Annotated in this window: 13 protein-coding genes; 5 read left to right on the top strand and 8 right to left on the bottom strand. The window is 62.4% G+C overall.

The genetic code is table 11. The features are described 5' to 3' along the window. Nucleotides 1-42 precede the first annotated feature (42 nt). The gene (locus CKW22_RS24425) at nucleotides 43-429 is read right to left on the bottom strand and encodes a hypothetical protein (protein ID WP_033703366.1); all 387 of its coding nucleotides are present in this window, start codon (nucleotides 427-429) and stop codon (nucleotides 43-45) included. Nucleotides 430-571: 142 nt separating this feature from the next. Between CKW22_RS24425 and CKW22_RS24420 the strand changes: the two genes are divergently transcribed. Then, nucleotides 572-769 carry a heavy-metal-associated domain-containing protein gene (locus CKW22_RS24420; protein WP_033703365.1) on the top strand — a complete coding sequence of 66 codons (198 nt, stop codon included), beginning with the start codon at nucleotides 572-574 and terminating at the stop codon, nucleotides 767-769. A gap of 103 nt (nucleotides 770-872) precedes the next feature. Further along, nucleotides 873-2,054, top strand: a complete 1,182-nt coding sequence (locus tag CKW22_RS24415; protein ID WP_033703364.1) for a multidrug effflux MFS transporter — start codon at nucleotides 873-875, stop codon at nucleotides 2,052-2,054. Here the strand turns inward: CKW22_RS24415 and CKW22_RS24410 are convergent. Next, nucleotides 2,005-2,202 carry a hypothetical protein gene (locus CKW22_RS24410; protein WP_033703362.1) on the bottom strand — a complete coding sequence of 66 codons (198 nt, stop codon included), beginning with the start codon at nucleotides 2,200-2,202 and terminating at the stop codon, nucleotides 2,005-2,007. The genes CKW22_RS24415 and CKW22_RS24410 overlap by 50 nt on opposite strands. A 528-nt stretch (nucleotides 2,203-2,730) precedes the next feature. On the opposite strand from CKW22_RS24410, the gene CKW22_RS24405 reads away from it, so the two are divergent. After that, the gene (locus tag CKW22_RS24405) at nucleotides 2,731-3,444 is read left to right on the top strand and encodes a helix-turn-helix transcriptional regulator (protein ID WP_033703360.1); all 714 of its coding nucleotides are present in this window, start codon (nucleotides 2,731-2,733) and stop codon (nucleotides 3,442-3,444) included. A 19-nt stretch (nucleotides 3,445-3,463) separates the two neighbouring features. Here CKW22_RS24405 and CKW22_RS24400 read toward each other — a convergent pair whose 3' ends face one another. The 6 genes from CKW22_RS24400 to CKW22_RS24375 all read right to left on the bottom strand — a co-directional run bounded on the left by CKW22_RS24400 (nucleotide 3,464) and on the right by CKW22_RS24375 (nucleotide 9,292). Then, nucleotides 3,464-4,411, bottom strand: coding sequence for an adenosine deaminase (locus tag CKW22_RS24400; RefSeq protein WP_047583501.1), 948 nt, complete (start codon nucleotides 4,409-4,411; stop codon nucleotides 3,464-3,466). A gap of 83 nt (nucleotides 4,412-4,494) precedes the next feature. After that, on the bottom strand, nucleotides 4,495-5,850 hold the full coding sequence (locus CKW22_RS24395) for an 8-oxoguanine deaminase (RefSeq protein ID WP_033703358.1): 1,356 nt from the start codon (nucleotides 5,848-5,850) through the stop codon (nucleotides 4,495-4,497). A 120-nt stretch (nucleotides 5,851-5,970) separates the two neighbouring features. Next, nucleotides 5,971-6,657 (bottom strand): SDR family oxidoreductase, encoded by a 687-nt coding sequence (locus tag CKW22_RS24390; protein ID WP_033703357.1) that lies wholly within the window; start codon nucleotides 6,655-6,657, stop codon nucleotides 5,971-5,973. 370 nt (nucleotides 6,658-7,027) lie between these two features. Continuing rightward, nucleotides 7,028-7,612, bottom strand: coding sequence for a YigZ family protein (locus tag CKW22_RS24385; protein WP_033703355.1), 585 nt, complete (start codon nucleotides 7,610-7,612; stop codon nucleotides 7,028-7,030). Between the two features lie 9 nt (nucleotides 7,613-7,621). Then, complete coding sequence (locus CKW22_RS24380) at nucleotides 7,622-8,284, bottom strand: TetR/AcrR family transcriptional regulator (protein ID WP_033703354.1); 663 nt, start codon at nucleotides 8,282-8,284, stop codon at nucleotides 7,622-7,624. Between the two features lie 90 nt (nucleotides 8,285-8,374). Then, nucleotides 8,375-9,292, bottom strand: coding sequence for a LysR family transcriptional regulator (locus CKW22_RS24375; RefSeq protein WP_033703353.1), 918 nt, complete (start codon nucleotides 9,290-9,292; stop codon nucleotides 8,375-8,377). 118 nt (nucleotides 9,293-9,410) lie between these two features. On the opposite strand from CKW22_RS24375, the gene CKW22_RS24370 reads away from it, so the two are divergent. Together CKW22_RS24370 and CKW22_RS24365 are read left to right on the top strand one after the other, a co-directional pair. Continuing rightward, the gene (locus CKW22_RS24370) at nucleotides 9,411-10,757 is read left to right on the top strand and encodes an aspartate aminotransferase family protein (RefSeq protein WP_047583502.1); all 1,347 of its coding nucleotides are present in this window, start codon (nucleotides 9,411-9,413) and stop codon (nucleotides 10,755-10,757) included. Nucleotides 10,758-10,829: 72 nt separating this feature from the next. Then, a complete protein-coding gene (locus tag CKW22_RS24365; RefSeq protein ID WP_033703351.1) occupies nucleotides 10,830-12,323 on the top strand; it encodes a CoA-acylating methylmalonate-semialdehyde dehydrogenase in 1,494 nt (497 codons plus the stop codon). Nucleotides 12,324-12,801: the final 478 nt, after the last annotated feature.

Genomic DNA, 12,801 nt, shown 5'->3' with positions numbered 1-12,801 from the left:
CTTGGATTGGCCTCCAGCATCAACCTTGCCACGTAGGCAAGGTCAATAGCCGAGGCCGGCGCGCTTCAATTCCAGCCCATTGTGGCCCATGGCAATCCGGTAATTGTTGATCTGGCCCGCCTGCAGGTTCAAACGCGTGCTGCGCTGGTCTTCGATACCCGCAGCGCAACCGGGCGCTTGCCCTGGCAGTAGGCGCAGGCGCACATCCACTGGGCCGGGTGGCAGGTTGAAGGAGGTGGACTGCTCCTGGAACACGCGCCCGGAAAGCTGGTCGTTGAGGTAGACGCCAATTTCGCAACTGGTGGCCACTTCCAGGCGCTCCCGGGAGATGATCAATACGCTGTAGTCCGAGTTGCCCTCGGCGCTGGCCGGTGGCACCGCAGCCAGCGCGCTCAAAAGCCCGACGACGCCCAATGCTGCCCTGAACATGAAAAATCTCCTGCTTGCCTGATCGTCAAAGGCGCAGCTTGGCCGACGTGAGCGCGGATTTCCAGCCCAGGCGCTTGCAAGGGCTTGACCTTGACCCGATGGCAAGCTTGAAACTGCGTCAAAACCTGAAGGAGGTAACCCCATGCAAGTGTTCAATGTACAAGGCATGACCTGTGGCCATTGTGTCAAAGCGGTGACCCGGGCAGTGCAGGCGCAAGATGCCGCGGCTCAGGTCGAGGTCGACCTGGCGGGCAAGCAGGTGCGGGTGCAGAGTGCGATGGCGGTGGAGCAGATCCTCACGGCGATCCGTGACGAGGGTTATCAAGCCGAAGTGGCCTGATGCCCAGGGGCGCTTGGTGCCCCTTTTGTTGCAAATGTTTTCATGCTGATGGAGCCCTTAGCAGGTAGACTTACGCACTTGCTTAGCCTGCTATGGATTCCTGATGAACCTGCGAATGGTGCTGATCCTGGGCGCATTGAGTGCGTTCGGGCCTTTGGCGATCGACTTTTACCTGCCCGCCTTCCCGGCCATGGCGCAGGCTTTCGCCACCGATGAAAAACACGTCCAGACCACCTTGGCCGCCTACTTCCTTGGCCTGTCCATCGGCCAGTTGGCGTATGGCCCGGTGGCCGACCGCTTCGGGCGGCGCAAGCCTCTGCTGTTTGGCGTGACACTGTTTACCCTGGCCTCGCTGGCGTGCGCCTATGCCCCCAACCTCGATACCCTGGTGTTGGCGCGGTTCGTCCAGGCGCTGGGCGGCTGCGCCGGGATGGTGCTGTCGCGGGCGATCGTCAGTGACAAGTGCGACCCGGTGGCGTCGGCCAAAGTGTTTTCGCAACTGATGCTGGTGATGGGCCTGGCGCCGATCCTCGCGCCGATGCTGGGCGGGGTGTTGGTGAACCTGGCGGGCTGGCAGTCGATCTTCCTGGTGCTGAGCCTGTTCAGTGCCGCCTGCCTGCTGGCGGTCAGCCTGGGCCTGCCGGAGAGCCTGCCGGCGGACATGCCGCGCCAACCGCTGTCGGGGGCGTTGCGCCAGTACCTGCGCCTGCTCAATGACCGGGTGTTCCTCGGCCATGCCTTGACCGGTGGTATTGCCATTGCCGGTATGTTTGCCTACATCGCCGGCTCGCCTTTCGTCTTCATCAAGCTGTATGGCGTGCCTGCCGAGCATTACGGCTGGTTGTTCGGCACCAATGCGGCGGGTTTTATCCTCGTGGCGCAGGTCAATGCACGCTTGCTGGCCAAGCGTGGCCCGGCTTTCTTGCTGGTGCGCGCAGTGTGGATGTACCTGGCCGCAGGTTTGCTGTTGCTTGGCGTTGCCGCGCTGCGGCCGAGCCAATTGTGGCCGCTGCTGGTGCCGTTGTTCGTGTGCATCGCAAGCCTGGGCTGCATCATCCCCAATGCCTCGGCCTGCGCCATGAGTGGGCAGGGCGCACGGGCAGGCAGCGCCTCGGCATTGATGGGCTGCCTGCAGTTCAGCGTCGCCGCGGGCGCAGCGGCATTGGTCGGGTTGTTGCACGATGGCAGTGCGGTGCCGATGACACTGGTGATCAGCCTGTGCGGGGCACTGGTGGTCAGTGTCGCGCTGCTGACCCGGCGCTTGCAGGCCAGGCGGCCTGCGTAAGCGGGTGGGGCGCCTGCAGGCGGGTTTCCAAGGTGGCGACGAAGGCACGTGCTTCGGCCTCGCTGCGGAAACTGACCACGTGTTGGTCGAGCTGAACCTGCCAGGGGCAGATCGGGTTGCGGCTCGACGCACTGACGACAATTTTCATCGCGGCATACCTCCAATGGTGTTGAGAGCGGATGAAGTGTAGCGCTGTGCCCTGTGCATGCCATGACCGGTATCTGCGTTCTGACTGACGGTCAGTGGCGCTGTTATTTCCCACATTACTTCATGCTGCCCGGGTGTAATGCCTGGAAGCATGTAGAAGCTTCGCTTTTGTTTGCGCTATTTATGGTAGCCCGCTGTCGGTCGCATCCGAATGTACTCCGGGCGATTATTCCTCATGCGCTGTCTGTGCCCCGCAAAGTTCTGGGGCATTGTTCATCTGCGCGGTTTCGGCGCGTTCCACGAACCTGCACATCATCTCGCATGGGTAGGCATACCCAATGGACTTCAGACAGGCGGGCCGCATCCGCTGGCTGCCTGAGTGGGGTTTTCTGCGGCTTATACTGGCCCCCAGAGCCAGTGTCAGCGAGAGGGGTTTCCCTGTCGGTGCTGGCAATTATCAGGCAGGCGATCCGCGTTGCCAGGGTTGGCCATTGCATCCACATGTGAACGTGCAGGGAGTTACAGGGATATGAACGCAGTCAGCAGTATCAGCCAGATCGCCAGCCTGATGGCCGACCCCAAGCGCAGTGCCATGCTCTGGGCGTTGATCGACGGCACGCCGCGCCTGGCGAACGAACTCGCGATGATGACCGGGTTGACGTCATCCTCCGCTTGCGCCCACCTTTCGTTGCTGTCTTCGGCCGGTTTGCTCAGGCACGAAGCGCGCGGGCGTAAACGCTACTTCCGCTTGGCGACCCCGCAGGTGGGGGCTGCGGTGGAGGCATTGGCCAGCGTGCAGTTGTGCAGCGCCAAAGCGCACCCGCCCGAGGCGACTGCCACGCAACTGCCCATGTCGCTACGCAGGGCGCGGCGTTGCGGGGACCATCTGGGTGGGGAGCTTGCCGGCGAGTTGTACCACCGCCTGGTGGCGGCCGGCTGGCTGGAGGGCACCGACCGTCAACTGGTGGTCAGTGAGCGAGGGCGGGCCGAGCTGGCGCTGGTGGGCGTTTACATCGACGCCCTGGCGCCACACCAGCAACGGGGTTGCGTGATCTGCCGCTGCACCGACTGGAACAACCAGGGCCCTCACCTGGGGGGCGTGCTCGGGCAGGCCCTGTTCAGGCTGTTTCTTCAGTCTGGCTGGATGCGCGAGTCCGAGGATACGCGGGCATTGCATATCTCGGCGCTGGGCATCCAGCACATCAATCGCATTGCCCGCGTCACGACGTTGCAGGTCGGCTGACCGCAACGCCACCCGCCAATCAGACCAGCCGCGCGTCCAGGCTGTTTTGCGCCAGGCGGCGGGCCTGGTCTTCGGTCATGCCCAGGTGGGTGTGCAGGGCATGGAAGTTTTCGGTGACGTAGCCGCCGAAGTAGGCTGGGTCGTCCGAGTTGACCGTGACCTTCACCCCGCGTTCGAGCATGTCCAGGATGTTGTGCTGGCGCATGTGGTCGAACACGCAGAGCTTGGTGTTCGACAGGGGGCAGACGGTCAGGGGGATCTGCTCGTCGATGATGCGTTGCATCAGGCGCTCGTCTTCGATGGCGCGCACGCCATGGTCGATGCGTTTGATCTTCAACAGGTCCAGGGCTTCCCAGATGTATTCGGGCGGGCCTTCTTCACCGGCGTGGGCAACGGCGACGAAGCCTTCGCTGCGGGCGCGGTCGAACACACGCTGGAACTTGCTAGGCGGGTGGCCCATTTCAGAGCTGTCCAGGCCTACGGCGATGAACGCATCGCGGAAGGGCAGGGCCTGGTCGAGTGTCTTGTGCGCTTCTTCTTCGCTGAGGTGGCGCAGGAAGCTCAAGATCAGGCCACTGCTGATGCCCAATTGTTCACGGCCATCCTTGAGCGCCTGGTTGATGCCGTTGAGCACCACTTCAAAAGGGATGCCGCGGTCGGTATGGGTTTGCGGGTCGAAGAACGGTTCGGTGTGGATGACGTTCTGCGCCTTGCAGCGTTGCAGGTAGGCCCAGGTCAGGTCGTAGAAGTCCTGCTCGGTACGCAATACATCCGCGCCCTGGTAATAAAGGTCGAGGAATTCCTGCAGGTTGTTGAAGGCATAGGCGCCACGCAGTGCCTCTACATCGGCCCAGGGCAGGGCGATCTTGTTGCGCTCGGCCAGGGCAAACAGCAGCTCGGGCTCCAGCGAGCCTTCCAGGTGCAGGTGCAGTTCGGCCTTGGGCAGGGCGTTCAACCAGTCATACATAGGTGGTTATCTCGATCAGGTACGGTTGTCGCCATTCTACAGGGCCTGGCCAGGCAATGCGCCCGGCCAGGCCCTGTGTTGGCTCAACCGGCGATCAGTTGCGCGGCGGCCTGGCGGTGGTTGGCGATCAGGCCCTGGATATCCAGGCCTTCGATCTGGCCGTCGACCACCCGCCACTGGCCACCGACCATGACCCGGTCGGCCCGGTCGGCTCCGCACAGCAGCAGCGCCGACAGCGGGTCATGGCTGCCCGAGAAGCGCAGCTCGTCGAGTTTGAACATCGCCAGGTCGGCTTGCTTGCCAACGGCCAGCTCACCAATGTCCTGGCGCCCGAGCAGGCGTGCCGAACCCCGTGTCGCCCAACCCAGGGCACGCTCCGGGGTGATCTGCTCGGCGCCATAGCGCAGGCGCTGCAGGTACAGGGCCTGACGGGCTTCGAGGATCATGTTGGAGGCATCGTTGGAGGCCGACCCGTCGACGCCCAGGCCCAGCGGGGCGCCGGCGGCTTCAAGGTCCACGGTCGGGCAGATGCCCGAGGCCAGGCGCATGTTCGAGCTCGGGCAGTGGCAGATGCCGGTGCCGGCCGCGCCCAGGCGGGCGATTTCGTCGGCATTGAAGTGAATGCCGTGAGCCAGCCAGGTGCGTGGGCCGAGCCAGCCGACGCTGTCCAGGTAGTCCACTGTGCGCAGGCCGAAGCGTTGCAGGCAGAAGTCTTCCTCATCGAGGGTTTCCGCCAGGTGGGTGTGCAGGCGCACGTCCAGTTCTTCGGCGAGCGTGGCACTGGCCCGCATGATTTCAGGCGTGACCGAGAAGGGCGAGCAGGGCGCCAGGGCAATCTGGATCTGCGCACCGTCACCGCGTTCATGGTAGCTGTGGATAAGCCGCTGGCTGTCGGCCAGAATCACCTCGCCCTGTTGCACCGTTTGCTGCGGGGGCAGGCCGCCGTCGTCTTCGCCCAGGCTCATCGAGCCGCGGGTCAGCATCGCGCGCATGCCCAGCTGGCGCACCACGTCGACTTGCACGTCGATGGCATTGTCCAGGCCTTGGGGGAACAGGTAATGGTGATCGGCGGCGGTCGTGCAACCCGACAGCAGCAGTTCGGCCAGTGCTACCTGGCTGGCCAGCGCCAGTTTCGCGGGGGTCAGGCGTGCCCACACCGGGTACAGCGTCTTCAACCAAGGGAACAGCGGCTGGTTGACCACAGGTGCCCAGGCCCGGGTGAGGGTCTGGTAGAAGTGGTGGTGGGTGTTGATCAGGCCCGGGGTGACCACATGCTCGCGGGCATCGAACACTTGGTCGCAGGGTTGGCTGGGGCTTTCGCCGAGGGCCAGAAGCTGTGTGATACGGCCGTCTTCGATGACCAGCCCGCCACGGGCGTCGGTGTCGTTGGCGGTGAAGATGGCAAGCGGGGATTTCAACCAGATGCGGGTCGCAGGCATGGTGCCGGCTCCTCTGAAAGTGGGTTCAGGTTAGCCAGCTCAGTGTTGCCCTGTCTGCTGATCCAGGTCCGCCGCGGGGGCGAGGCATCGAGTCTACTGCCTCGCCACGCAGCTTTCAATTCACCAGGTCAGGGGCTCACCTTTGTAGTTGATGAAGCGCAGGCCGCCCTTGCCGCTTTGCGCCTTGATCTGCTCGAGCATGCCGCGGGTGCTGGTGAGTACGTCGATCTCGGCGTTCTCGCCGCCCATGTCGGTCTTCACCCAGCCAGGGTGCATGGCCAGTACGCAAAGGCCGGGGCGCTGCTGTTCGACAACGAAGCTGTTGATCATCGAGTTCAGCGCCGCCTTGCTGGCTTTGTACAGGCAGACTTCACCGCCGTCCGGCACGGTCACGCTGCCCAGGATCGAGCTCATGAAGGCCAGCACGCCGCTGCCCTCGCGAACCTGGCCGACCAGGCGCCGGGCGACGCGGATGGGCGCCACTGCGTTGGTCATGAACAGGTCGCCGATGTCCTGGTTGCGGACGGTTTCCAGGTCTTGTGGCAGCGGGCCCATGACGCCGGCGTTGACGAACAGCAGGTCGAACACTTCGCCTTGCAGGCGTTGCTTCAGCCCGTCGAGCTGCGCGGTATCATTCATCTCCAGCTGCTCGATGCGCACACCGGGGACACTGGCCAAGGCGCCGGCCTTTTGCGGGTCGCGCACCGTGGCGATGACGTTCCAGCCGTCCTCTTGCAGGCGTTGCACCAAGCCCAGGCCAAGCCCACGGGAGGCGCCGATGATGAGTGCGGTTTTTGCGGTGGCCATGTGGACGCGCTCCTTGATCGATTGCAAAAGAAAGGTATTGAGGATACTGCAGACTGGCAGTTGCCGCCTTGCCCGCCTTTGGTTAATTAATGATCAGTTGCGCCAGGCCTTGTGTGGCTGGGCGTTTGGCCTATTGGCTAACGGGTTATCCACAGGCTGTTCCACAGTTATTGTGTGCAAGCTACACGGGTTGCCGGGGCTGCCTTGTGAATCGGGTTTGGGGATAACTCTCAGGGTTTCAGTCATTTGCAGCTGTCATCAAATAGTGATCAAAATATGATCAAAGCTCTGCAGGCCTTGAAAAACCTAGCCTGCAAGAGAGTGCCCCAAGCTTATCCACAGGCAGGCCCACAGTTCATGTGCGTAATGTTCAGCGTGCTTCGAGCAGTATGCGCCCACGGCTCAGGTCGGCCAGCTGCTGTTGCAGCGCGGCCAGCTGGGCTTCACCCACCGCAATGTGCAGGTCTACACCATTGGCGGTGAACTGTTCATCCAGCACCAGGCCGTCAGCCTCTGCCAGGCGCAGTTTCAGCAACGCCAGCTCGCTGAAGCTGCAACTGCAGGTGAATTCGCTGCGTTGCACCAACAACCGCTTGGGAGCCTGTTGCAGGCATTTGTTGGCGCCGCCGCCATAGGCCCTGGCCAGGCCTCCGGTGCCCAGCTGGATGCCGCCGTACCAGCGGATCACCAGCACCACCACCTGATCGCAGTCTTGCGCTTCGATAGCCGCCAGGATCGGGCGACCGGCGGTGCCACCCGGCTCGCCATCGTCATTGCTGCGATACTGGCCGCCCAGCTTCCAGGCCCAGCAGTTGTGGGTAGCGGCCAGGTCGCTGTGGCGTTCGATGAAGCTCATCGCCTCGGCAGCACTGGTAATCGGGCCGGCGAGGGTGATGAAACGGCTTTTGCGGATTTCTTCACGAAACTCGCAGAGGTCGAGCAGGGTAGAAGGCATAAATGGCTGTCAGGCACTCGGCTTGATGCCGCACCCCTTGAGAATGATGTGGATAAGGTTGTTGCTGGCGTCTTCCATGTCTTGCTTGGTCAGGCGGCTGCGGCCGGTGACCTGGCAGATCTGCGTGGCGAAGTCGGCGTAGTGCTGGGTGCTGCCCCAGAGCAGGAAGATCAGGTGCACCGGGTCGACCGGGTCCATCTTGCCCGCTTCGATCCAGGCCTGGAACACCGCTGCCCGGCCGCGGAACCACTCGCGGTAGTCGGCGCTGAAGTACTCGTTCAGGCAACTGCCGCCGCTGATCACTTCCATGGCGAAGATCCGCGAGGCCTGCGGGTTGCGCCGCGAAAACTCCATCTTGGTGCGGATGTAATGGCTCAGCGCTTGGCCCGGGTCGTCCTCGACGCTCAAGGCGTTGAAGGTGCTGTCCCACAACTCGATGATGTTGCTCAGCACGGCAATGTACAGGCCCAGCTTGTTGGTGAAGTAATAATGCAGGTTGGCCTTGGGCAAACCGGCCTTCAGGGCAATGGTGTTCATGCTGGTGCCCTTGAAGCCATGGCGGGCGAATTCGTCTTCGGCGGCCTGGATGATGGCCTGTTCGTTCTTCTGGCGGATGCGGCCGGCGGGCTTGCCCGAGGCGGAGAGGCGATGCGCTGGGACTTCAAGGGTCATGGACGATTCCGTACGGGTCAGTGGCAGCGGCTGTCGGACAAGATTACCTGCCTACGCCGAAGTGACAAGCGTTTGCGTCAGAGACTGGCATCAGCGTGTCGCAGCCAGGCTATCCAGGAAGCTCTCCAGCACCAGGTTCGGCCGCCGCCCTTTGCGTGTCACCCAACTCAGGCTCAGGTCATAGAAGCGCTGGCGGGGCTTGAGGGCCCGCAGCCGGCCTTGCTGCACCCAGAAGCTGGCGTAGTGGTCTGGCAGGTAGCCGATGTAGCGCCCGGTGAGGATGAGAAACGCCATGCCTTCGCGGTCCGACGCGCTGGCCGTGCAGTGCAGCGCCTGGTAGTGAGCCTGGACATCGGCTGGCAGGCGGAAGGTTGGGGTGATGGCCTCCTGGCTGTTGAGCCTGTCGTCGTCTATCTGGTGATCGTCGGCGTAGAACAGCGGGTGGCCGACCGCGCAATACAGCAGCGAGCGCTCGCTATACAGCGGTTGGTATTCAAGGCCTGACAGGGCGATGGTCTGTGGCACCACGCCAACATGCAGACTGCCGTCGAGCACGCCGTGCTCGACCTGGCTGGGGGCGATCATGCGGATGTTGATGCGCACGTCAGGGCCGCGGTCCTTGAGCTCGGCAAGCGCATGGGTGATGCGCATATGCGGCAGGGTCACCAGGTTATCGGTCAGGCCGATGTTCAGCTCGCCGCGCAGGTGCTGGTGCAGCCCGTTGACCTCGGTACGGAAGCTCTCCAGGGCACTGAGCAACTGCAAGGCCGAATGGTAGACCTCGCGGCCTTCCTCGGTCAGCGAAAAACCGGCACGGCCGCGCTGGCACAGGCGCAGGCCCAGGCGCTGCTCCAGGTCGTTCATTTGCTGGCTGATGGCCGAGCGGCCGATCCCGAGTACGTTCTCGGCTGCCGAGAAGCCGCCGCACTCGACGACGCTGCGGTAGATCTTCAACAGGCGAATGTCAAAATCGCTGACTTGAGCGAGTGGGTCGGGGCGTCGGCTCATTAGTTTAGTGTTGCCCTATCTGAAGATTAGAAATGCAGGCTTTTTCAGACTTTATCGCCGTGCCAATTTAGCTGCAACAACATCCATCGTTGCCTAATCGTCTTCCGAGGAACCGCCGATGAACATGCCCGAAACCGCCCCCACCGGTATCGCCAGCCAGCTCAAGCTGGATGCGCACTGGATGCCCTACACCGCCAACCGCAATTTCCATCGCGACCCACGCCTGATCGTGGCGGCGCAAGGCAACTACCTTGTGGATGACAAGGGGCGCAAGATTTTCGACGCCTTGTCTGGCTTGTGGACCTGCGGTGCCGGGCATACCCGCAAGGAAATCACCGAGGCGGTAACCCGTCAGCTTGGCACCCTGGATTACTCCCCAGCCTTCCAGTTCGGCCACCCGCTGTCGTTCCAGCTGGCTGAAAAGATCACCGAGCTGACTCCGGGTGATCTGAACCACGTCTTCTATACCAACTCCGGATCCGAGTGCGCCGATACAGCGTTGAAGATGGTGCGTGCCTACTGGCGCCTGAAAGGCCAGGCGAGCAAGGCCAAGATCATCGGCCGTGCCCGCGGTTACCATGGCGTCAACATCGCCGGTACCAGCCTGGGTGGCGTGAACGGCAACCGCAAGATGTTCGGCCAGTTGCTGGACGTCGACCATTTGCCGCACACCGTGCTGCCGGTAAACGCCTTCTCCAAGGGCATGCCGGAAGAGGGCGGCATCGCCCTGGCCGACGAGATGCTCAAACTGATCGAGCTGCACGATGCCTCGAACATCGCGGCGGTGATTGTCGAGCCACTGGCCGGGTCGGCAGGTGTTCTGCCGCCACCGAAGGGCTACCTCAAGCGCCTGCGCGAGATCTGCACCCAGCACAACATCCTGCTGATCTTCGACGAAGTGATCACCGGTTTCGGCCGCATGGGCGCGATGACCGGTGCTGAAGCTTTCGGCGTAACGCCAGACCTGATGTGCATCGCCAAGCAGGTGACCAACGGCGCGATCCCGATGGGTGCGGTAATTGCCAGCACCGAGATCTATCAGACCTTCATGAACCAGCCCACCCCGGAATACGCGGTGGAGTTCCCCCACGGCTATACCTACTCGGCCCACCCTGTAGCCTGCGCCGCCGGCCTCGCCGCGCTGGACCTGCTGCAGAAGGAAAGCCTGGTGCAGGCCGCTGCCGAACTGTCGCCGCACTTCGAGAAGCTGCTGCACGGTGTCAAAGGCACGAAGAACGTCGTCGACATCCGCAACTACGGCCTGGCCGGCGCGATCCAGATCGCTGCCCGCGATGGCGATGCGATCGTGCGCCCTTATGAAGTAGCGATGAAGCTGTGGAAGGCGGGCTTCTATGTTCGCTTCGGTGGCGACACCCTGCAGTTCGGCCCAACCTTCAACACCCAGCCGCAGGAACTGGACCGCCTGTTCGACGCAGTGGGCGAGACCCTGAACCTGATCGATTGATCTTCGCGAATATGACGACAGGCGCGTGAGGTGATCACGCGCTTGTAATACCCTCTTTATCTGGAGTTATGCATGAGCATTGTTCAGCACCTGATCAACGGCGAGCTGGTTACCAAGGGTGAGCGCACCGCCGATGTCTTCAATCCGTCGACCGGCCAGGCCGTGCGCAAGGTCGAACTGGCCAGCCGTGCGACCGTGCAGGAGGCCATCGACTCGGCCAAAGCGGCGTTCCCGGCCTGGCGCAACACACCGCCGGCCAAACGTGCCCAGGTGATGTTCCGTTTCAAGCAACTGCTGGAGCAGAACGAAGCACGCATCTCGCAGATGATCAGCGAAGAGCACGGCAAGACTGTGGAAGACGCTGCGGGCGAGCTGAAGCGCGGTATCGAGAACGTCGAGTTTGCATGTGCGGCGCCGGAAGTGCTCAAAGGCGAGTACAGCCGCAACGTGGGCCCGAACATTGACGCCTGGTCCGACTTCCAGCCGCTGGGTGTGGTTGCCGGTATCACGCCGTTCAACTTCCCGGCCATGGTTCCGCTGTGGATGTACCCGCTGGCCATTGCCTGCGGTAACGCGTTCATCCTCAAGCCTTCCGAGCGTGATCCGAGTTCGACCCTGTTCATTGCGCAACTGCTGCTGGAGGCTGGCCTGCCGAAGGGCATCCTCAACGTGGTGCACGGTGACAAGGAAGCGGTGGATGCACTGATCGAGGCCCCAGAGGTAAAAGCCCTGAGCTTCGTAGGTTCGACGCCAATTGCCGAGTACATCTATGCCGAAGGCACCAAGCGCGGCAAACGCGTCCAGGCGCTGGGTGGTGCGAAGAACCACGCCGTGCTGATGCCTGATGCTGACCTGGACAACGCCGTCAGCGCCCTGATGGGGGCTGCCTACGGTTCGTGCGGTGAGCGTTGCATGGCTATTTCCGTGGCGGTGTGCGTGGGTGACCAGGTTGCAGATGCCCTGATCGCCAAGCTGGAGCCCCAGATCAAAGCCTTGAAGATCGGTGCGGGTACGTCTTGTGGCCTGGACATGGGCCCGCTGGTAACGGCTGCTGCCCGTGACAAGGTGGTTGGCTATATCGACGACGGTGTGGCTGCTGGCGCCAAGCTGGTGGTAGACGGCCGTGGCTTCCGTGTGGCGGGTAATGAGGATGGTTACTTCGTGGGTGGCACCTTGTTCGACAAGGTGACCCCGGAGATGCGCATCTATAAAGAAGAGATCTTCGGCCCTGTGCTGTGCGTGGTGCGGGTGAACAGCCTGGAGCAGGCCATGCAACTGATCAACGATCACGAGTATGGCAACGGCACTTGCATCTTCACCCGTGATGGTGAGGCGGCGCGCCTGTTCTGTGACGAGATCGAAGTGGGCATGGTTGGTGTGAACGTGCCGCTGCCGGTACCGGTGGCTTATCACAGCTTTGGTGGCTGGAAGCGTTCGCTGTTTGGTGACCTGCATGCTTATGGGCCGGATGGTGTGCGCTTCTATACCCGCCGCAAGGCGATCACCCAGCGCTGGCCGCAGCGGGCTAGCCATGAGGCGTCGCAGTTTGCGTTCCCTAGCCTTTAAGGCGTGACGTGAAGCGGGGAGGCCGGAAGGCCTCCCCGTTTTCTATATCGAGACAGGCACCAAGGCGCCGCGCGCCTATCCCTCAGGAATAACTGGCCCGAAACAAATGTAGGAGCGGCCTTGCGTCGCGATGCGCCGCGCGGGCGGCGCTCGATCTCATAGGCGCCGAAAGGGTAATGGCGGGCACCTGTCAGCCTTGATGCGGCCCTTTTCCCTTTATATGTCACTTTCTTGAAATTAAGGGTTGACGCGATTTCGAATCCCCTTATAATGCGCCCCACTTCCAGCGTAGTCGGAACGAAAAACTCCTTGAGATTCAATGAGTTGATCGAGCCAGGTAGTGGTGGAAGTGCTCCGATCGAAAGATCGTCAGCGGTTAAGATGGTGGTTGACAGCGCTTCTAAACGCTGTATGATTCGCCTCCCGCTACGAGAGATCGCAGCGAGTCAAGTGTTTGAAGCTAAACGAGTTTCTCGCA

Source organism: Pseudomonas sp. Irchel s3f19 (assembly GCF_900187555.1).
Taxonomy (GTDB): Bacteria; Pseudomonadota; Gammaproteobacteria; order Pseudomonadales; family Pseudomonadaceae; genus Aquipseudomonas; species Aquipseudomonas capeferrum.
The sequence above is the reverse complement of the archived record's forward strand: the minus strand, read 5'-3'. Positions and strand labels throughout refer to the sequence as shown.